This is a genomic window from Bradyrhizobium sp. dw_78 (assembly GCF_018449525.1).
Lineage (GTDB): Bacteria > Pseudomonadota > Alphaproteobacteria > Rhizobiales > Xanthobacteraceae > Bradyrhizobium.
Window position 1 is genome coordinate 259,429 of record NZ_JAAVUS010000008.1, and the last position, 19,401, is coordinate 278,829.

17 protein-coding genes are annotated in these 19,401 nt (G+C 63.1%); 6 read left to right on the forward strand and 11 right to left on the reverse strand.

All coding sequences use genetic code 11. From position 1 onward, the window contains the following. Nucleotides 1-72: 72 nt before the first annotated feature. From HB630_RS21125 to HB630_RS21135, 3 genes are read right to left on the reverse strand one after another with little or no spacing between them, the layout of a single operon-like run. Nucleotides 73-990, reverse strand: a complete 918-nt coding sequence (locus HB630_RS21125; RefSeq protein ID WP_213774298.1) for an ABC transporter permease — start codon at nucleotides 988-990, stop codon at nucleotides 73-75. Further along, on the reverse strand, nucleotides 977-2,068 hold the full coding sequence (locus HB630_RS21130; protein WP_213774300.1) for an ABC transporter permease: 1,092 nt from the start codon (nucleotides 2,066-2,068) through the stop codon (nucleotides 977-979). Before HB630_RS21130 ends, HB630_RS21125 begins: the two co-directional genes overlap by 14 nt. Nucleotides 2,069-2,070: 2 nt before the next feature. Beyond that, a complete protein-coding gene (locus tag HB630_RS21135) occupies nucleotides 2,071-3,642 on the reverse strand; it encodes an ABC transporter ATP-binding protein (protein WP_213774301.1) in 1,572 nt (523 codons plus the stop codon). Nucleotides 3,643-4,233: 591 nt separating this feature from the next. Here HB630_RS21135 and HB630_RS21140 point away from each other — a divergent pair. Next, a complete protein-coding gene (locus HB630_RS21140; RefSeq protein WP_213774303.1) occupies nucleotides 4,234-5,352 on the forward strand; it encodes a hypothetical protein in 1,119 nt (372 codons plus the stop codon). Nucleotides 5,353-5,558: 206 nt separating this feature from the next. On the opposite strand, the gene HB630_RS21145 is transcribed toward HB630_RS21140, so the two are convergent. From HB630_RS21145 to HB630_RS21170, 6 genes are read right to left on the reverse strand one after another with little or no spacing between them, the layout of a single operon-like run. Then, complete coding sequence (locus tag HB630_RS21145) at nucleotides 5,559-6,059, reverse strand: nucleoside deaminase (protein ID WP_213774304.1); 501 nt, start codon at nucleotides 6,057-6,059, stop codon at nucleotides 5,559-5,561. Continuing rightward, nucleotides 6,059-7,591, reverse strand: coding sequence for an ABC transporter ATP-binding protein (locus HB630_RS21150; protein ID WP_213774305.1), 1,533 nt, complete (start codon nucleotides 7,589-7,591; stop codon nucleotides 6,059-6,061). Before HB630_RS21150 ends, HB630_RS21145 begins: the two co-directional genes overlap by 1 nt. Beyond that, the gene (locus tag HB630_RS21155) at nucleotides 7,588-8,271 is read right to left on the reverse strand and encodes an isochorismatase family cysteine hydrolase (protein ID WP_213774307.1); all 684 of its coding nucleotides are present in this window, start codon (nucleotides 8,269-8,271) and stop codon (nucleotides 7,588-7,590) included. The genes HB630_RS21150 and HB630_RS21155 overlap by 4 nt, the downstream gene beginning before the upstream one ends. A 30-nt stretch (nucleotides 8,272-8,301) precedes the next feature. After that, nucleotides 8,302-9,228 (reverse strand): ABC transporter permease, encoded by a 927-nt coding sequence (locus HB630_RS21160; protein ID WP_213774308.1) that lies wholly within the window; start codon nucleotides 9,226-9,228, stop codon nucleotides 8,302-8,304. A gap of 1 nt (nucleotide 9,229) precedes the next feature. Further along, a complete protein-coding gene (locus HB630_RS21165; RefSeq protein WP_213774310.1) occupies nucleotides 9,230-10,339 on the reverse strand; it encodes an ABC transporter permease in 1,110 nt (369 codons plus the stop codon). Then, on the reverse strand, nucleotides 10,336-11,445 hold the full coding sequence (locus tag HB630_RS21170) for a BMP family ABC transporter substrate-binding protein (RefSeq protein ID WP_213774311.1): 1,110 nt from the start codon (nucleotides 11,443-11,445) through the stop codon (nucleotides 10,336-10,338). Before HB630_RS21170 ends, HB630_RS21165 begins: the two co-directional genes overlap by 4 nt. Before the next feature lie 430 nt (nucleotides 11,446-11,875). On the opposite strand from HB630_RS21170, the gene HB630_RS21175 reads away from it, so the two are divergent. Beyond that, nucleotides 11,876-13,120, forward strand: coding sequence for an allantoate amidohydrolase (locus tag HB630_RS21175; RefSeq protein ID WP_249780952.1), 1,245 nt, complete (start codon nucleotides 11,876-11,878; stop codon nucleotides 13,118-13,120). Nucleotides 13,121-13,170: 50 nt separating this feature from the next. Here the strand turns inward: HB630_RS21175 and HB630_RS21180 are convergent, their stop codons facing one another. Continuing rightward, nucleotides 13,171-14,640: a GH1 family beta-glucosidase gene (locus tag HB630_RS21180; protein ID WP_213774314.1), complete on the reverse strand. Its 1,470-nt coding sequence runs from the start codon at nucleotides 14,638-14,640 to the stop codon at nucleotides 13,171-13,173. Nucleotides 14,641-14,907: 267 nt separating this feature from the next. On the opposite strand from HB630_RS21180, the gene HB630_RS21185 reads away from it, so the two are divergent. From HB630_RS21185 to HB630_RS21200, 4 genes are all read left to right on the forward strand, one after another. Continuing rightward, nucleotides 14,908-16,446: a Do family serine endopeptidase gene (locus tag HB630_RS21185; protein WP_213774315.1), complete on the forward strand. Its 1,539-nt coding sequence runs from the start codon at nucleotides 14,908-14,910 to the stop codon at nucleotides 16,444-16,446. A gap of 147 nt (nucleotides 16,447-16,593) precedes the next feature. Continuing rightward, entirely contained in the window at nucleotides 16,594-17,448 is an 855-nt protein-coding gene (locus tag HB630_RS21190) for an SDR family oxidoreductase (RefSeq protein ID WP_213774317.1), read from the forward strand. Between the two features lie 107 nt (nucleotides 17,449-17,555). Further along, nucleotides 17,556-17,972: a hypothetical protein gene (locus tag HB630_RS21195; protein ID WP_213774320.1), complete on the forward strand. Its 417-nt coding sequence runs from the start codon at nucleotides 17,556-17,558 to the stop codon at nucleotides 17,970-17,972. Between the two features lie 157 nt (nucleotides 17,973-18,129). Then, nucleotides 18,130-18,948, forward strand: a complete 819-nt coding sequence (locus HB630_RS21200; protein WP_213774322.1) for an aldo/keto reductase — start codon at nucleotides 18,130-18,132, stop codon at nucleotides 18,946-18,948. A 79-nt stretch (nucleotides 18,949-19,027) separates the two neighbouring features. Here HB630_RS21200 and HB630_RS21205 read toward each other — a convergent pair whose 3' ends face one another. Then, nucleotides 19,028-19,186, reverse strand: a complete 159-nt coding sequence (locus HB630_RS21205; protein ID WP_213774324.1) for a hypothetical protein — start codon at nucleotides 19,184-19,186, stop codon at nucleotides 19,028-19,030. Between the last annotated feature and the right edge of the window lie 215 nt (nucleotides 19,187-19,401).

The following is a 19,401-nucleotide window of genomic DNA, read 5'->3' on the forward strand; positions in this document are numbered from 1 at the left end:
TCAATCTCCAAACGTGGGGGAGAGCCACAGTCCCGGACGCCGCGCCCCATCGCGCACGCCCGGAATACGAAATCAGCGATCGGGCACGAACACGGTGCCCAGCGCGGCTGGCGCGGTCGAGCCGCCGGTCCTGGCGCGCGACAACGCCACCAGAACGATGACGGTCGCGAGATAGGGCAGCGACGACATGAACTGCGATGGAATGCCGATGCCCGCGCCCTGCGCATGCAGTTGCAGGATGGTCACGGCGCCGAACAGATAGGCGCCGATCACCAGCCGGCCCGGCCGCCACGACGCGAACACCGTCAGCGCCAGTGCGATCCAGCCGCGGCCCGCGGTCATTCCCGGAATGAAGAAGGGCGTATAGGCGAGCGGCAGATAGGCCCCGGCAAGCCCGGCGCAGGCGCCGCCGAACATCACTGCGAACAGCCTGATCCGGAGCACCGGATATCCGAGCGCATGCGCCGAGACGTGATTGTCGCCGCAGGCCCGCAGGATCAGTCCGGACCGCGTCCGGTACAGGAAGAACCAGACGCCGACGATCAAAGCGAGCGAGAAATAGACGAAGGCATCTTCGCCGAAAACGATCCGCCCGATCACCGGAAGGTCGGTCAGGCCCGGAATGTAGAGATGCGGAGCCGAGGTTATGCGCTCGCCGACGAAGCCCGCGCCGATCAGCCCGGACAGTCCGATTCCGAAGATCGTCAGCGCCAGGCCGGACGCGACCTGGTTGACCGCAAGCCCCAGCGCCATGATGGCGAAGATGAGGGACATCAATGTGCCCGCGGCGATGCCGCAGAGTGCGCCGACAAAGATGGAACCGCTGAGCCAGGCCGCGCCGAAGCCGCAGGCGGCGCCGACGATCATCATGCCCTCGACGCCAAGGTTGAGCACGCCGGAGCGCTCGGCCACCAATTCGCCGGTGGCGGCGATCAACAGCGGCGTCGATGCTGCAAGCACCGACAGGATGATCGCCTCAGCCAGTTCCACGGGGCACCTGCCGCGACGGGAAAATCAGACGGAAGCGGTAGAGAATGAGAGAATCGCAGGCGAGGACGTAGAACAGCAAAAGGCCCTGGAAGACCTTGGTGACGTCCAGCGGGATTTTCATTGTGATCTGCGCCTGTTCGCCGCCGATAAACGTAAGTGCGAGGAAGAGGCCTGCAATTAATATTCCAATTGGATTCAGCCGGCCGAGAAACGCAACGATGATCGCGGTGAAGCCGTAGCCGGGTGAAATGCCCGGTTGCAGGTGTCCCACCGGGCCTGCGACCTCGATGATCCCGGCCAGCCCGGCGAGGCCGCCGGAGATGGCGAAGGTCAGAAGAATCAAATGGTTGGAATTGAAACCTCCGAAACGTGCGGCGCGCGGTGCGGCGCCGACGACGCGGATTTCGAAACCTTTGATCGTGCGTCCGAGCAGTACGCTGGCCGCGGCGACGACGACGAGCGCGATGACCGCGCCGAGATGCAGCCGGCTGCCCTCGATCAGGACCGGCACGGTCGCGACCGGATCGAAATCGGCCGTGGTCGGGAAATTGAACCCGGCCGGATCACGCCACGGCCCGCGCACGAGATAGTCGAGGAACAGGTCCGCGACATAGACCAGCATCAGGCTGGTCAGGATTTCGCTGGCGCCGAACCTGACTTTGCAGATCGCGGGAATCAGCCCGTACAGCGCGCCGGCCGCGGCGCCGAGCAGCAGCATCGCCGGCAGTACCCAATATCCGGCGTCGGTGCCTTGGGTCTTCACCGCGATCCAGCTTCCGGCGACGGCACCGATCAGGAATTGTCCTTCGGCCCCGATATTCCAGGCGTTGGCGAGGTAGCAGAGCGACAGGCCGATCGCGATCAGGACCAGCGGCGTCGCCTTCACGGCAATCTCCTGCAGCGAATAGCTGTCGGTCAGCGGTGCGATGAAGTAGGCGTCCAGCGCGGCGACCGGATTCTTGCCGATGATGGCGAACAGGATGCTCATGGTCACGATCGTCAGGCCGATCGCGACCAGTGGCGAGACCAGGGCGATCGTGTGCGAGCGCTCGGCCCGTTTCTCAAGGACGAGATACATGCTCAACCCCCGGATACATCGGCGGCTTCCTTTTGTTCCAGACTGCTCCCGCCCATCAGCAGGCCGAGCTTTTCGCGGCTGGCTTCTGCGGTCGCCAACGGCTCCGAGAGGTGACCGTGGAACATCACGGCGATCCGGTCGGTGATTTCGGTGAGTTCGTCCAGGTCCTGGCTCGTCACCAGCACGGCGGCGCCGCTGGCGGCGAGGTCGAGCAACGCCTGCCGGATGACGGCGGCGGCGCCGGCGTCGACGCCCCAGGTCGGCTGGCTGACGACAAGGACGGTCGGGTTGCGGAGAATTTCGCGGCCGACGATGAATTTCTGCAGGTTTCCGCCCGACAGGCTTGCTGCTTCCGGATCGCGCTTGGCCTTGCGCACGTCGAACGATTCAGTTGCGCGGTCGACCGTCGAAAGCGTCGCGGCGGTATTGACGAAGCCGTGCTGGACCATGCCGCTCGCCGCGTGGCCGGTGAGCAAGGCGTTCTCGGAAAGCTTCATGCGCGGCGCGGTGCCATGACCGAGGCGCTCCTCCGGCACGAACGCCGCGCCGAGCTTGCGCCGCTGCGTGATCGAAAGGTGGCCGGCGGCGATGCCGTCGATCACCACCGTACCGGGATCCTTGGCCAGCCGCTCTCCTGAAAGCGCTGCGAAAAACTCGTCCTGGCCGTTGCCGGCGACGCCGGCGATGCCCAGGATTTCACCACCTTTGAGCTCCAGCGAAATGTGCTGGAGCCTGACGCCGTGAGCGTCATCGGGCGCGAGGCTGAGATCGTTGACGACGAGGCGCGGCACCGTGGTCCGCCGGCCGGCGGCAATCTTCACTTCCTTGATGTCGGCGCCGACCATCATCCTGGCCAGCGAGGCCGCCGTCTCGGCTTTCGGATTGCAGGTCGCAACCTTCCTGCCGCCGCGCAGGATGGTCGCGGTGTCGCAAAGCCGTTTCACCTCTTCCAGCTTGTGGCTGATGTAGAGAATCGCGCGCCCCTCGGACTTCAGCCGGTTGAGCACGATGAAGAGCTGGTCCGCCTCCTGCGGCGTGAGCACCGCGGTCGGCTCGTCGAGGATCAGGAATTTGGGATTCTGCATCAGCGCCCGGACGATTTCGATGCGCTGACGCTCGCCCACCGAGAGCTGCCAGACCTCGCGCCGCGGCTCGAGCGGAAGGCCATAGACGTTGGATACCTCCTTCAGTCGCGCCGACATGTCCTTGAAGGATTCCTTGCCGTCGAGGCCCAGGGCCACGTTCTCGGCGACGGTGAGATTGTCGAACAGGGAAAAGTGCTGAAACACCATGCCGATGCCGTGGGCACGGGCTTCCGACGGCCCTGAAAGCACCATCGGCTCGCCCTGCCAGCGCATCTCGCCTTCGCTCGGCTGGATCAAGCCGTAGATCGCCTTGACCAACGTCGATTTTCCGGCGCCGTTCTCGCCGAGCAGGGCATGAATTTGCTGCGGCCAGATGTCGATATCGATCGCATCATTGGCCAGGAAACTGCCATAGCGCTTGGTCAGGCCCACCGTCTGGAGCAACGGCGTTTCGTCAGGAAGCAAGCCGGCAGGCGTCGAATCAAGCATTCGCGGTCACGCTGCGAGAAGGATCTGCCTCAATACTGTGCTCATTTCACCGCCGTGTAAGTAGCGAAAAAGCGTCAGCCTTTGCCCAACCCTTCAGCAGGTCTCGGGCTGCTGATTCTTTCAATTCCTCCCGGTCCTGCCGATTTTCGGGCCTCCAACTAATTAGTTCTATCGCCGTAGCCTATCGGGGCAGCCCACCACGGGCGGATCGCTGTTGCAGAATTGTGACGGTTGATACAAATCGAAATGGTGGAGTCAGCCCTGACGCAAATATAAGCAGCGCCATATCGTCGCGGAAAATGACCCGGATCACCGCTGGCGGATACCGTCCCATGCGCGATCCACATGGCCGGCCGCGATGGAAAAACCCTATAAAAATAGGCATAGCCGCATTGCGGCAGCGGTTGTTGCGCCTGCTTTCTTAGTTCGGAGATCGGCGCGCGAATCCGGCCGGTCCGGCTGGGCGCCGCCAACCCATGATGAAACTTGCAGCAAGCCGTGGAAAAACTTGAGGCTTCAAGGTTTTTGTGAAGTGGGGCAAGGGTCGCTGCGAGGGCCTAGCGTTGTTCGTCTTCACAGGGGGTAATTAGAATGTTCTATCGTACTAAAGCACTTGCAGCCGTGGCATTGGCACTTGCCCCGCTTGCAACATTGGCGTCGATGGGCTCCGCCGCCGCGGCCGATCTGCCGGTCAAGGTCAAGGCAAAGCCGGTGGCCGACGTTCCTTTCTTCTTCGTCAACGACAACCGCTTTACCTATTCCTACCAGTTCACCGCGACCGACCCCGGTGCGTTTTCCGTCAAGCCGAACGGGTCGCTTGATGGACACACCGCCAAGCAGGTCTACAGCTTCACCCATTTCGATGTGTGGGCTTACGGCACCAACTTTATCAACCTCGATCTGCTCAAGTCGGATCATAACGATCCCGCCAGCCCCTGCACGAATGTCGGCGCGACAATCGTCGGTGACTCCGAAACCTGCGCCGGCGCGGCCGAGTTTTACGGCCTGATCCGCAGCACCTTCGGCTGGAACCAGCTGTTCAGCACCAATCAGTTCACGATGGGGCCGCTGCACAACATTTCGTTCGAGGTCGGCGCCGACGGCGAAACCGAGAACTCCTTCCTGGCGCCGAACAAAAAGGACATCGTCGCCGGTCTGCAATTCGCATTCGACCTGCCCTACAAGGGTTATATCGACATCGCGCCGTTGTATTATCAGGAGTGGAACCACAACGCGTTCCTGGCTCCAGGGCTTGTCGGATCAGGCTGCCTCACGCCCACCGGCGCCTGCACCGGTATCGCCGACGGCAACACCCGATTCGACGCCACATGGGCGTTGGAAATCAACTATTACATGGATCTGGGCTTCCTGCCTGAGAACATGCAATACTTCGCCATCAGCGGCCGCGCTGGCTTCTATGGACCGAAGGGCGGAGGCGCTCCGATCGGAACCGCGATCCAGGCCTCCAACGCCACCAAGACCGAAATCAACAGCGAGCCGATCCGCCTGACCTTCGACATGGGCAAGGCAATCTGGGGTGCGAAGTACTCCCACGAAGTCGATACCTGGGTCGCCTATCGTTATTGGGAGAACAAGTTCGGTCTTGATGATAGCGAAAAAAGCCAAAATCCGGTTTGCTATACCAACGGAGCCAACAACCACAGTTGTACTGAAAAGTCGGTCTCGGCTGGCGTGACAGTCAAGTTCTGACCGTTCAAGGCTACCCCTCCGGAAATGGCGTCGCGATGATTTCGCGGCGCCATTTTTCGTTTCTGTGAGGGGAGGAAATATCGCGTGAAGGAATATCGAAGAAATAAAGCGTGATCGGTTCTGATCGAATCAGAACCGAAGCCCCGGATTCTTGTTTTGACGCGTTTTCTTCACGCGAACCGGTATCCGCTTCGCTCGAAAACGCTCTATTTGTTCCAGATATTTTCGTGCAGCGCCGCGGCTTCGTCTTGCAGCAGCGGCCCGACAATTTCGGTCGGGCGCTGACCGCTTTCGAGCACGGTCCGGCAAGGCAGGTTCAGCGTCGGGTTCTCCGGATGGTTTCCGGTGATGGCGCGCAGACGCTCTTCGCTCAGGCCATAGACCAGCCGGCCGATGCCGGCCCAGTAGATGGCGCCGGCGCACATGGCGCAGGGTTCGGCGGAGGAATAGAGCGTGGCTTTACTCAGGACCGCCGGGCTCAAACCCGTGCAGGCCCGGGTCGCGAGCAGGCGCTCGGCATGCGCGGTGCCGTCATGCGACGGCATATAGCCGTTCTCGGTCTCGATCAGCACGTTGCGGTTCTGGTCGACCAGGATCGCGCCGAAGGGATGGTTGCCGTGGCTTGTCGCACGGCGGGCCACGTCGAACGCGCGGCGCAGGAAATGCTCATCGAGTTCGACTGGATCGAGATCTGCGATGTCGTTCATCAATGCCCGGCCATGTGCCGTCCGATTTCCGTGAGGTTGGTTTCACCCGCGCGCGCTTCATAGACCAATTCGCCGTGGAAGATAACCATCAGCCGATCGGAGAGTTCAAGCAATTCGTCGAGATCCTCGCTGACCAGAAGCACGGCGGCGCCGCGGTTTCGCGCGGCCATGATCTCGGCGTGGATTTGCGCCACCGCCGCAAAATCGAGGCCGAAGCACGGATTGGCGGCGATCAGGACTTCGACGTCGCCGCCGAGCTCGCGCGCCAGCACGGCGCGCTGCACGTTGCCGCCGGACAGCGCCGCGATCGGCGTATCGGGGGTGCGGGTCTTGATCTTGTAGAGCCCGATTTTCCGCTCGGCCTCGGTGCGGAACGCCGCGCGGTTGAGCCACCAGCCGCCGCTCGCGAACGGCGCGCGGTCGAATTCGCGGAAGGCGATATTGTCGGCGACGCTCATGCCGCCGACGCAGGCGTTCTTCAGCGGCTCTTCCGGCAATAGCGACATCTTGTGCTGACGCATCTCCTCGCGGCTGGCGTGGTAGAGATCGCCGGCGACGCGGATTTCGCCGCTCTCGGCCTCGCGCTGGCCCGACAGCACCTCGACCAGCTGCCGCTGGCCGTTGCCGGAGACGCCTGCGATGCCGACGATTTCGCCGCCGCGAACCGTGAGCGAAATATCATGGACGGCGACCGCGCCGGCGTCGTCCAGCGCATTCAGCTTGCTCAGTTCGAGACGGGTGGCGGTCACCTCGCCGATGCGCGCCGGCTGCACCGTGAGTTCTTCGGCGCCGATCATGGTGCGCGCCATGTCGTCCGGCGTGAGGTCGGCAACGCGGCCGTGGCCGGCCAGCTTGCCGCGGCGCAGAATGGTCACGTCGTCGGCGAACGCCATCACCTCGCGGAATTTATGCGTGATCATCAGAATGGTCAGTTCACCGGCCACGACCATGTTGCGCAGCATGCCAAGGACTTCGTCGGCCTCGGCCGGGGTCAGCACCGAGGTCGGTTCGTCGAGGATCAGGAACCGACGCTTGAGGTAAAGCTGCTTGAGAATCTCGCATTTCTGCCGCTCGCCGGCGGAAATGTCGGAAACCCGCGCGTTCAGCGGCACCTTGAACGGCATCCGCGCCAGGAACGCCTCCAGTTCTTTCTTTTCCCTGGGCCAGTTGACGATGGCAGGCACGTCGTCGCGCGCCAGCACGAGATTTTCGGCCACCGTCATCGCCGGCACCAGCGTGAAATGCTGGTAGACCATGCCCAGCCCGAGCGCATGGGCGTCTTTCGGATTGGCGATCGCCTGTTCGCGTCCGCCGACCAGGATACTGCCCGCGGTCGGGTGGTAATAACCCATGATGCATTTGACCAGCGTGCTCTTGCCGGCGCCGTTTTCGCCGAGCAGCGCATGGAACGAGCCCGGCCGCACCTTCAGTTCGACATTGTCGAGCGCGACGAATTCACCGAAGCGCATGGTCATGGCGATGGCGTCGATGCCAGGCGTTCCTTCGGGAAGCGGCGGCTCGCCGATAATCATGCCAGTGCCTCGATCATCGCGCCGGAAGTCGCAACCGCGCCGAACACGCCGCCCTGCATCTTGATCATCTTCAGCGCGTGGTCATGATTGTCCTTGTCGGTGGCGGCGCAGCAATCCTCGATCAGTACGCATTCGAAGCCGCGGTCGTTGGCCTCCCGCATGGTGGTGTGTACGCAGACGTCGGTGGTGATGCCGGTGAGCACGATGTTCTCGATGCCGCGCAGCCGCAGCATCAATTCGAGATCGGTGGCGCAGAACGATCCCTTGCCCGGCTTGTCGATGATCGGCTCGCCCGGCAGCGGCGCGAGGTCGGGAATGATCTCCCAGCCGGGTTCGCCGCGCACCAGCACCCGGCCGCAGGGTCCAGGATCGCCGATCCCGGCGCCGATCTGGCGCGACCGCCAGCGCTTGTTCGCGGGCAGGTCGGTGAGGTCGGGGCGATGGCCTTCACGGGTATGGATGATGTGATAGCCCTTGTCGCGCATCGCCGCGAGCAGCCGCTTGATCGGTTCGATCGGCGCCCGCGTCAGCGACAGATCGTAGCCCATCTTGTCGACATAGCCGCCGACGCCGCAGAAATCGGTCTGCATGTCGATGACGATCAGCGCGGTGTTTTGCGGGCGCAGATCGCCGTTATACGGCCAGGCATAGGGTTCGGATTTCAGGTAACGCTCAGCCATGATTCTGCGCCCCGCGCTTTATGCGTTTGATTATCTGGTGATCGAGAGTTCGGCCGGCGCGCCGGTCAGCGTGCGCTTCGGCGAGCAGGTGATGATCATGATCGCCAGCGTCAGGATGTAGGGCGCGGCGTTGAACAGATGATAGCCGGAGGTGACGCCGACCGATTGCAGCGCCGGTCCGAGCGCGGCCGCGCCGCCGAAGGCGAGCGACGCCCACAGGCACAGCATTGGATCCCAGCGCGCGAAGATCACCAGCGCCACCGCCGTAATGCCCTGGCCGCTGGAAAGGCCTTCGTTCCAGCTTCCGGGATAGAACAGCGACAGGAACGAGCCGCCGATTCCGGCAAGGAAGCCGCCGACCATGGTCGCGCGCAGCCGGATCAGCAGCACCGAATGGCCCATGGCGCGGGCGGCGTCGGAGCTTTCACCGGCGGTGCGGATCAACAGGCCCCAGCGTGTGGTGCGGAACGCCCAGTAAAGGATCGGCGCCAGCACGACGCCGATCAGGAACAGCACGTTGATCTGCAAGGCTGCGCGGAGCTGCGGGATATCGCTCCACCATCCGAAGTCGATCGCCGGCAACCGCGCGGCGGTCGGCTCGATCAGCGGCTTGCCGAGAAAGAATGCGAGGCCGGTACCGAACAGCATCAGCGCGATGCCGACCGCGACGTCGTTGACGCGCGGCAGCGAACAGATGCCGGCGTGAAGTGCGCCCAGCAGCGCGCCGGTGACGCCGGCGGCGAGGACGCCGAGCCAGGGTGATCCGGTCAGGTAGGAAATGCCGTACGCGCTCATCGCGCCCATCACCAGCGTGCCTTCGAGGCCGAGATTGATGCGCCCCGAGCGTTCGGTGATGCACTCGCCAAGGCTGACGAAGAGGAAGGGCGTGGAAACACGAATGGCGCCGCCAAACACGGCGAGCGGCACGGTCCAGAGTCCGATCGATCCGTCGGCCATGTCAGGATTTCCCTTTCAGGAAGCCGATCCGCCCGTAAAGCGCATCGCTGGCGAGAACGAAGAGGAAGATGATGCCTTGCAGCACCAGCACGGAGGCGTCGGGCAGGTCGAGCCGGCGCTGCAACAGGCCGCCGCTGGCGCTGATGCCGCCGAGCAGGATCGCGACCGGAATGACCGCCAGCGGGTTTTGCCGCGCCAGGAAGGCGACGAGGATGCCGGTGAAGCCGTATCCCGCGGCCAGATTGGCGTTGGTGCGGCCCTGAACCGCCGCCACCTCGACCATTCCGGCGAGACCGGCCGACGCGCCGGCCAGGAAGCAGATCGTCAGGATCAGCTTGCCGACGCCAAGGCCGACGATCTTGGCCGCGCGGATATTGCCGCCGGCGACGCGGGCCGCAAAGCCGAACACGGTATGGTAGATCAGAATGTAGGATGCGATGGCGGCGATGATTCCGAACACCAGTCCCCAATGGATGTCGGTGCCGGGGATCGAGCCGATCATGTTGGCGGCGCCGATTTCGCGGGTCGAAGGTTTGTTGAGGCTGGCGGGATCGCGCATCGGACCCTCGACCAGGTGATTGAGGATCGCCAGCGCGATGTAGACGAGCAGCAGGCTTGAGATCGTCTCGTTGACACCGCGATATTGCCGAAGCCCGCCCGACAGCATGATCCAGAGACCGCCGCCCGCCATGCCGGCGCAGGCCATCGCCAGTTGTACGGCGAGCGGGGACGCCCATTGCAGCATCAATGCGGCGCTGGTGGCGGAAAGCGCCCCGATCAAGAGCGCGCCTTCGCCGCCGATGATGACCATGCCGAGCTGCGCGGGCAGCGCCGTACACAGCGCTGTCAGGATCAGGGGCGCGGCGCGGGTCAGGGTGTTTTGCCAGGAGAACCAGGTCCCGAACGCGCCCTGGTACATGTAGAAATAAAGATCGAGCGGATTTTTGCCGAACATGGCGACGAAGATGCCAAAGACTCCGAGCGCGCCGACCAGCGCCGCGCCCGGAATGAGGATGTATTCGATCGTGCCGCCGTAGCGTTGGAGGAATCCGGGATCGGCGGCCGGCGCTATTGCGACCGCCTCAACCGGCTCCGCCACGTCGGTCGTCATGAAGTCGCTCCGATCACGCCTTCAACCAGATAGTCCATCTTTTCCAGTTCGGGATCCTTCTGGCCGCGCTCGGTGCCGGCGGCGATCACGGTCTTGCCCTTGTTGTCCATGATCGGGCCTTTGAAGATGGTGTAGGTGCCGGCGATCAGCTGGGCCTTGATATCGTCGGCATGTTTGCGCGCCTCCGCCGACACCGCCTCGCCATAGGGCGAGCATTTGACGATCTCTTCCTTCAGGCCGCCGCGATAGAAATTCGGAATTGATTCGCCGGCCTGGATCATCTTCACGAACTTCGGATAGAGCGCTTCCCAATTCCATTCGGCGCCGGTCAGATAGGCCTTCGGCGCCAGCGGCGACTGGTCGACGTGATAGCCGCAAACCATCGCGCCGCGGCGCGCGGCGTTCTCGACCATCGTCTTCGGTCCGTCGACGTGACAGGTCAGGACATCGACGCCCTGGTCGATCAGGCTGTTGGTTGCCTCGGCTTCCTTCACCGGCATCGACCAGTCACCGGTAAAGATGACCTGCGTGGTGGCTTTCGGATTGGCGAGCTTGGCGCCGAGCGTGAAGGCGTTGATGTTGCGCAGCACCTGCGGGATCGGCTTGGCCGCGACAAAGCCGAGCTTGCCGGACTTGGTCGAGTAGCCGGCCACGATGCCCGAGATATATTGCGCTTCGTCGATATAGCCGAAATAGCTGCCGGCGTTCTTCGGGTCCTTGTCGCTCCACAACCCGCCGCAGTGCTCGAAATGCAGCTTGGGATATTTGGCCGCCACCTTGACCATGTGCGGATTGTAATAGCCGAAAGAGGTCGGGAACAGCAGCGTCGCGCCGTCGAGATTGATCATCGACTCCATCGTTTTTTCGACGGCGTCAGTCTCGGGTACCTTTTCTTCCTCGACCACCTTGATGCCCGGCAATTTCTTGAGCACCGCAGCGCCCTGCGCGTGAGCCTGGTTGTAGCCGTAGTCGTCGCGCGATCCGACATAGATAAAGCCGATGGTCATGTCAGCCGCCGCTGCCGACCGGACGCCCAAAGCCGAACCAAGCGTCAGCGCGGCGCTTCCTTGCAAGAGATGCCGTCGTGAAATTCTGCCGAAATCCATAGGTTGCTCCTCTGGCGGACGGTCCGCCGCTTATGTCGCGGCTTCGTCCGGTTCGGCGAAGCCGGAACCAGAATCGCAATCTTCATGCCAACGCCTAGATCTTATTCAAAATCAAATAAGAGGATGATATAATTTATATATTCCAGAAAAATGGCGCTGTTCTAAATTTGTGCAGACGGTTTTTTGTCCATAAAATAGGCATTATATAACTATTGTATGCAATAGAGTTAAGCAAGATTTACCTTTTGAGGGGTGAGTGGACGATCCTTGGGGACGTGAATCGCCAAGACCAGAAGGAGCGGGCGCCATGCATGCTTCGGTCGGCCGCGCTGGCGTCCAGCTTGCATTATCCAGACCGGCATTTCCACTTTTCCGGATCATGCTCTAGCCTGCATCGTTACTGGAAGCGTTGGGCGCAATGGGCGTGGGAATGGCCGGGTCTGGAACATCTTCGCTCGGCGACGGGATCGTCGCGCGCATCGACCGGCTGGCGGAAATTTCCGAGACGCCGGAGCATCTGGCGCGGATTTTCCTGACGCCCGAACATCGCGCGGCCGCCGACCTTCTGCTGGCCTGGATGCGCGAGGCCGGGATGAGCGCCCATCTCGATGCCATCGGAAATGTCTGCGGCCGCTATGAAGGCGATCGTCCCGGCTTGCCTTGCCTGATGCTGGGATCGCATTTCGACACGGTGCGCGACGCCGGAAAATGGGACGGCCCGCTCGGACTGATCACCGCGATCTGCTGCGTCGCCGATCTGCACCGGCGGGGACGTCGTCTGCCTTTCGCTGTCGAAGTCGTCGGTTTTGCCGATGAGGAAGGCGTTCGCTTTGCCTCGACCCTGCTCGGCAGCCGCGCGGTAGCCGGGACTTTCGACGAAAGCGTGCTCGGCGCAAAAGACCGCAACGGCCTATCGATGCGCGACGCGCTGGTGAAATTCGGTCTCGATCCGCAGCACATCGGCGCCGCGGCGCGCGTCCGCCGCGAGCTGCTTGCCTATGTCGAGCTTCACATCGAGCAGGGGCCGGTGCTGGAAGCCGAACATCTCGCGGTCGGCGCGGTGACGGCGATCGCCGGCGCGACGCGGCTTGCGGTTCGGCTGACCGGCATGGCTGGCCATGCCGGAACGGTGCCGATGGCGTTGCGCCGCGACGCGCTGACGGGAGCGGCGGCGTGCATCACCGCGATCGAGGAATTCTGCCGGACCGATCCTGACGGATTGGTCGGGACCGTCGGCTACATCCACGCCATGCCCGGCGCCACCAATGTGATTCCGGGGCAAGTCTCCTTCACCATCGATATCCGCGCGCCGACCGATCCGCATCGCAAGCTCGCGGTCGCCGATATCGTCCGGCGCATCGAGGCGATCGCAAGAGAGCGGCAATTGGCGTTGCAGATCGACGTGACGCACGAAAACCGCACGGTGCCCTGTGCGCCGTGGCTGAAGGCGCAGGTGTCGGAAGCCATCGCCGCCGGGGGCTATCGTGTGTACGAATTACCGAGCGGCGCCGGGCATGACGGCATGGCGATGATCGACATCGCCGACGTCGCCATGATCTTCGTGCGCTGCCGCGGCGGCATCAGCCATCATCCCGACGAGCATGTCGATGCGGCCGACGCCGATGCCGGCGCGCGCGTGCTGCTGCGGATGATCGAGAATTTTCGCCCGCTGTAGCGGTTTCGAGCCAGGCCCGCGCCAAGGTTCCGGTTCGATAAGGCTCTCGCTCAGGCGCCGATCGCGTTCCGGGCCACGACATCACGATAGAATGAGGCGCTGAGCTTCGCGGTCCGGACCTGCGTGTCGAAATCGACGTGATACAGCCCGAAGCGCTTTTCGAAACCGAAGATCCATTCGAAATTATCCATCAGGCTCCACAGGAAATAGCCGCGCACCGGCACGCCCTCGGCGGTGGCGCGCTGCAGCTGCGCAAGGTAGTTGCGCAGGTACATGATGCGGTCGAGATCGTACACCTTGCCGTCGGGGGTCAATTGATCGATCGACGACGTGCCGTTCTCGCTGATGTAGATCGTATCGACGTTCCAGACCTTGGCGGCGAGCCGCGGCACCCAGTAAGCCGCCTCCGGGCCGATCCGGAGCCATTCGGAACTCATATGGGGAAACGAGGCGGGGATCGGCAGCACCTCGAAACCCGGCGCGCGGTCTGACGCCACCACGTAAGATTGCGGCGCATAAATGTTCAGGCCGAGGAAATCGATCGGGGAGCCGATGATCTTCAATTCCTCGGCGGTGTATTTCGGCGCGTCCTTGCCGGCATAGGCGAGAAACGCCTCGGTGTATTTTCCTTCCAGGATCACGTTCAAAAATCCGGCGTTCAATTCGCGGGTCGCGATTTCGGCGGCGCGGATGTTGTCGGGCGTATCGATCGCCGGCAGGCAGGCCGCGATGTTTTCGGCGGGGCCGACCCGGGTGCCTGCTCGCCCCTTGGCGCGGATCGTCTGCACCGCAAGACCGTGCGCCAGCGCGACGTTGTGATGCACCTGATTCAGCGCCCCCTGGGGCAATTGCAGGCCGGGCGCGTCGATGCCGGAGCCGTAGCCGAAATAGACGAAGCGTCCGGTTTCGTTGATGGTGAAGAAGTTCCTGATGCGATCGCTCAAGCGCCCGGCGACATGGCCCGCGTAATCCGCGAAGGCTTTCGCGGTGTCGGCGGATTGCCATCCGCCAAAACGGTCCTGCAGCGATTGCGGCAGGTCCCAGTGATAGAGCGTCGCGAACGGCTCGATGCCGTTGGCGAGAAGCTCGTCCAGCAGCCGGTCGTAGAAATCGAGCCCCCTGGGGTTCGGTGCGCCGGTTCCTTCCGGAAACACCCGTGGCCAGGCGATCGAGAATCGATAGGCTTTCGCGCCGAGATCCCTGATGAGCCCAACATCTTCCTTGTAGCGGTGGTAATGGTCGTTGGCGCGGTCCGCGGTGCTGTGATCGGCGATCTTGCCCGGCGTGTGGCTGAAACGATCCCAGATCGACGGCCCGCGGCCGTCTTCGTTGACGGCGCCTTCGATCTGATAGGCGGAAGTGGCCGTGCCCCAGAGAAAGTCATCGGGAAAACGGGCGGGGGCGTGCCGGTCGGTGACGGGTTTTGGCTTGCTCGCCGTCCTCGCGGTGGCTGCCGCGATCCCGAGCGTGGAAAGGCCGGCCATCTTTGCAAAATGCCGCCGGGAAAATCTGCTGAACACCATGGCTCCTGATATGAATTGTCGACCGCGAGGATAGCCGACGCCTGCGCATTATTGAATTGAATAGTGCCGGCTTCAATTCAGCGGGGCGCGATTGGCGCGGGCGATCGGGCGCGATGCCTGAGACCAAAGCGTGCGGTGGTTCGCCGCATAGTTCTTGCGAAAGATTAATCGTCCGAACAGGACCACGTAATGTGGCCTCGCCATGTTGGGAGCCAGGATTTGTCCTGCCAACGATCTGTCCCGTCCAACATTGGAGCTGCCAAGATGAACGATCAATCGAATACCTCCCATTCGACACCACGAAAGATATTGAAGCCGCGCCGGCTGGCGCTGCTGGCGTCCGTCGCAGGCCTCAGCATGGCGGTTCTCGCCACCGGTCCCGGCGGTTATCTGCCGTTCGGCATTGCGGCGCTGACGTCGCCGGCGCAGGCGGCCGAACCCGCGCAGAACACGGCGGGCTTCGCCGACCTTGTCGCCAAGGTCAAACCCGCGGTCATCTCAGTGCGCGTCAAGATCGACGGCGATGCCGAACATGGCGCAATGGTCCAGAACGAAGGGATGAATTCGGACCAGTCCGATAATCCGTTGGACCAGTTTTCAAGGCAATTCGGCTTCCGCGCTCCCGACGGCATGCCGCAGCGTCACCAGGTCATCACCGGCGAAGGCTCGGGCTTCTTCATTTCGCCGGACGGCTATGCCGTGACCAACAACCACGTGGTCGATCACGCCCAGTCGGTTCAGGTGACCACGGATGACGGCACGATCTACACCGCCAAGGTCATCGGCACCGACAAGAAGACCGATCTGGCGCTGATCAAGGTCGAAGGCAAGAAGGACTTCACTTACGTCAAATTCTCGGACGCGCAGCCGCGGGTCGGCGACTGGGTGGTCGCGGTCGGTAATCCCTTCGGTCTCGGCGGCACGGTGACGGCCGGCATTGTCTCGGCGCGCGGACGCGACATCGGGGCCGGACCGTATGACGACTACGTCCAGATCGATGCGCCGATCAACAAGGGCAATTCCGGCGGTCCGGCGTTCGACACCAGCGGCAACGTCATCGGCGTCAACACCGCGATCTTCTCGCCGTCGGGCGGCTCGGTCGGGATCGGCTTCGACATTCCTGCCGCGACCGCGAAGCTCGTCGTCGCCGAACTCAAGGACAAGGGCTATGTCACCCGCGGCTGGCTCGGCGTCCAGGTGCAGCCGGTCACGGCCGACATCGCCGACAGCCTCGGCATGAAGCAGGCGAGGGGGGCGATGGTCGATAATCCGCAGGACGGCAGTCCGGCGGCCAAGGCCGGCATCGAAGCCGGCGACGTCATCACCGCGGTCAACGGCGCGGACGTCAAGGACGCGCGCGACCTTGCCCGCAACATCAGCACGATGGCGCCCGGCGCTTCGGTGAAGCTCGACATCCTGCACAAGGGTACCGCCAGGACGGTGTCGGTGGCGCTCGGCGAAATGCCGGATGACCATCAGGCCAATGCCGGCGGCGATCATGCGGCGGATCTGGCCGGCACGCCGCATCTCGGCTTGCAACTTGCGCCCGCCGGTGAGGTCGCGGGTTCCGGCGACAAGGGCGTCGTGGTGACGTCGGTCGATCCGGCAGGCCCCGCGGCGGAGCATGGCTTCCGGACCGGCGACGTCATCCTCAATGTCGGCGGCAATATCGTTTCCAACGCCGCCGACGTGCGGGCGGCGCTGAACGCAGCCAAGGAAAGCGGCAAGCACAGCGTCCTGATGCGGGTGAAAACAGCGGATGCGACCAGGTTCGTTGCGGTTCCCTTCACCAAGGAGGGATGATCGGGTGAACTTGTCTTGATCGATGCCGGTTGGAAAGGCCGGGCCCAAAGCCCGGCCTTTCTGTATTCTCGACAGGCTTCTTTCTTCCCAGCCTCGCCGAAGCCGGTGCCAGCTTCCGGCGGCGTCCCTTGAAACCGGAGGTTTCCGATGACTGCAACGACCATTTCGGCAATTGAATCGGCCGCGCCGCCGGTCACGCTCCCAAAACTACTCAGCGGCCAGAAGGCGCTGGTGACCGGCGCCAGCTCCGGGATCGGCAAGGCGGTGGCGACCGCACTGGGGCAGGCCGGCGCCGATGTCGTGGTCAATTACGTCGGTAACGCTGCTGCCGCGGACGCCGTGGTCGAGGACATCAGGAAGTCCGGCGCCAAGGCCTATGCGCATCAGGCCGACGTCTCCTCGGAAGAAGAGGTCGCGGCGATGTTCACGAAGATGATGCAGGATTTCGGCACTATCGACATCCTCGTCAGCAATGCCGGCCTGCAGCAGGACTCGGCTTTTCCTGACATGACGCTGGCGCAATGGAACAAGGTGCTGAGCGTCAATCTGACCGGACAGTTCCTGTGCGCCCGCGAGGCGGTACGCGAATTCCTGCGCCGCGGCGTAGTGCCCTCGGTATCGAGCGCCGCCGGCAAGATCATCTGCATGAGCTCGGTGCATCAGCAGATTCCGTGGGGCGGGCATGTCAACTACGCCGCGTCCAAGGGCGGCATTAAGCTCTTGATGGAGAGCATGGCGCAGGAACTCGCGCCGCAACGCATCCGCGTCAACGCCATCGCGCCTGGCGCGATCCGGACGCCGATCAACACTTCGGCCTGGCAAACCAAGGAAGCCTATGCCGCGCTGATGACGCTGATTCCTTACGGGCGGATCGGCGAGCCCGAAGACATCGCGCGCGCGGCGGTCTGGCTGGCCTCGGATCATTCCGACTATGTCGTCGGCACCACGCTGTTCGTCGACGGCGGCATGACGCTCTATCCGGGCTTCGCCACCGGCGGTTAAGGCCTTCGCTAAAATGCGCGGTAACCTTATGGGTGGGATCGGCTGGAATCGCGCCGGCTGCCGCATAGATAGGGCCTGTTGGATGATTGCGTTTCAGGAGGCCTCGCATGGGCCCGAAAAATGTTTTGAATATTTTGGCTGGCGCGGCGTTGTTGGCAGGGATCGGCCCGGCGATCGCGGACCCGTATCGGCCCGGCGAATATTTCGGCCTCGATCTTTCCACGGCGCTGCTCTCGCCCACGCCGCTCGGACCCCGGACCCAATTCGCGCCGGTGCGCGTCGAAGCCAATTCCGGCCCGCCCGCCGCGCAGGCACCTGCGAAGCCCGCTGCCCAGATCGCCGTTGCCAAAACCGGAACGGCACCTATGCGCTCCGCGAGATCGCAGCCCGGCAAGCGGGGCGCGGTTCGAATCAGGCTGGCGCGCCGGCATCGCGGCAATCCGCTCGATGCCGAGGCGTTCGATACCCGCATCCAGGTCTGGCCGTGCAAGTCGGGCGGCATCTGCAACTGGCAGCGCCAATGAAGCGATCAGGCGCGAATGACCGGCCAACGCTGTCTTGATTTGGACTTGAGGCGCGGGGCAGGCTATCAAGCGGCCGGTCTTTCATTCCCTCAATAAAGCGCCGTTCGCGCGCGCTGCCGGCTTTTGGTCCGGGAGTTCTCAGTCTTCAGGAGCGATCATGGATTATCTGCACACGCAGGGCATCGAGATGCCGCGGCTCGGGCTCGGCACGTTTCGCATGCAGGGCGATGTCTGCCGCGCGGCCGTGGAGAGTGCGCTCGGCCTCGGTTATCGGCACATCGACACCGCCGAGATGTACGGCAATGAGGAGGCCATCGGTCCGGCGATCGCCGCATCGGGCATCGCGCGCAAGGATCTGCACGTCACCACCAAAGTCTGGCATGAAAACCTGGCGCCAGATGCGATCCGCAAGGCATTCGACACCAGCCTCAACAAGCTGAAGCTCGATCACGTCGATCTCTATCTGGTGCATTGGCCGTCGAAAAACATGAACCTGCCGACGGTGTTCGAGGCGCTGATGAAGCTGAAGCAGGAGGGCCGCACCCGCGCCATTGGCGTCGCCAATTTCAACGTGGCGCTGCTCAAGACCGTGGTCGAGGAGATCAAGGCGCCGATCGCCTGCAACCAGATCGAATATCACGTGCTGCTCGATCAGACCAAGGTCGCCAGCTATCTTGCGGCGAAATCGATCCCGCTGGTGGCCTATTGTCCGCTGGCGCAGGGCCGCGCCGCGAGCAACGAAACGCTGGCCGCGATCGGCCGCAAGCACGATGCCAGCGCGGCGCAAGTGGCGCTGAAATGGTTGCTCGACCAGGACGGCGTCGCCGCGATCCCCAAGGCCTCGCGCGCGGAAAGCCAGCAGGCCAATCTCGGCGCGCTCAACGTCAAGCTCGACGATGAGGATCGGAAGGCGATCGCGGCGCTGCCGAAGGATCAGCGTTTTGTGAATCCCGGCTTTGCGCCGGCGTGGGATTGATGCAAGAAAAATGGCCCCGCAAGGGGCCATTTTATTCGTGTTATTTGCGCCGGCCGCGGTATCCGCCCGGCGTCTATTCTTAGTCGTGATGGCGATGTTTGACGACCAGCACCTTGTCGTGGTGATGGGGATGCCATCCGTGGCCGTGCTTGACGACGAGCGTCTCGGCGCTTGCAATCGAGGGCGCAGCGACGGCGATCGCAGCCAGTGCGGCAATCATGTAAGCAAACTTCTTCATGCTGTTCTCCTCCGTTGAACGGGGAGCTAACGTCATATCGGACGCTACGTTCCCGCAGAATCCGGAGAGAATTCTGAATGGTTGTTCAGCTAAAGCGTTTTCGATCGAAGTGGAAACCGGTTCGCGTGAAGAAAACGCGTCAAAACTACAATCCAGAGCTTCGGTTCTGATTCAATCAGAACCGAAGCTCTGGCGGTCGCCGCGCTCGAGAGTGC

What these genes read in the sequence shown, in the direction of transcription:
- HB630_RS21205 (WP_213774324.1), bottom strand. Translation starts at nt 19,186, where the DNA reads ATGAAGAAGTTTGCTTACATGATTGCCGCACTGGCTGCGATCGCCGTC.
- HB630_RS21135 (WP_213774301.1), bottom strand. Translation starts at nt 3,642, where the DNA reads ATGCTTGATTCGACGCCTGCCGGCTTGCTTCCTGACGAAACGCCGTTG.
- HB630_RS21175 (WP_249780952.1), top strand. Translation starts at nt 11,876, where the DNA reads ATGGCCGGGTCTGGAACATCTTCGCTCGGCGACGGGATCGTCGCGCGC.
- HB630_RS21155 (WP_213774307.1), bottom strand. Translation starts at nt 8,271, where the DNA reads ATGGCTGAGCGTTACCTGAAATCCGAACCCTATGCCTGGCCGTATAAC.
- HB630_RS21150 (WP_213774305.1), bottom strand. Translation starts at nt 7,591, where the DNA reads ATGATTATCGGCGAGCCGCCGCTTCCCGAAGGAACGCCTGGCATCGAC.
- HB630_RS21185 (WP_213774315.1), top strand. Translation starts at nt 14,908, where the DNA reads ATGAACGATCAATCGAATACCTCCCATTCGACACCACGAAAGATATTG.
- HB630_RS21200 (WP_213774322.1), top strand. Translation starts at nt 18,130, where the DNA reads ATGGATTATCTGCACACGCAGGGCATCGAGATGCCGCGGCTCGGGCTC.
- HB630_RS21130 (WP_213774300.1), bottom strand. Translation starts at nt 2,068, where the DNA reads ATGTATCTCGTCCTTGAGAAACGGGCCGAGCGCTCGCACACGATCGCC.
- HB630_RS21160 (WP_213774308.1), bottom strand. Translation starts at nt 9,228, where the DNA reads ATGGCCGACGGATCGATCGGACTCTGGACCGTGCCGCTCGCCGTGTTT.
- HB630_RS21140 (WP_213774303.1), top strand. Translation starts at nt 4,234, where the DNA reads ATGTTCTATCGTACTAAAGCACTTGCAGCCGTGGCATTGGCACTTGCC.
- HB630_RS21170 (WP_213774311.1), bottom strand. Translation starts at nt 11,445, where the DNA reads ATGGATTTCGGCAGAATTTCACGACGGCATCTCTTGCAAGGAAGCGCC.
- HB630_RS21195 (WP_213774320.1), top strand. Translation starts at nt 17,556, where the DNA reads ATGGGCCCGAAAAATGTTTTGAATATTTTGGCTGGCGCGGCGTTGTTG.
- HB630_RS21190 (WP_213774317.1), top strand. Translation starts at nt 16,594, where the DNA reads ATGACTGCAACGACCATTTCGGCAATTGAATCGGCCGCGCCGCCGGTC.
- HB630_RS21145 (WP_213774304.1), bottom strand. Translation starts at nt 6,059, where the DNA reads ATGAACGACATCGCAGATCTCGATCCAGTCGAACTCGATGAGCATTTC.
- HB630_RS21165 (WP_213774310.1), bottom strand. Translation starts at nt 10,339, where the DNA reads ATGACGACCGACGTGGCGGAGCCGGTTGAGGCGGTCGCAATAGCGCCG.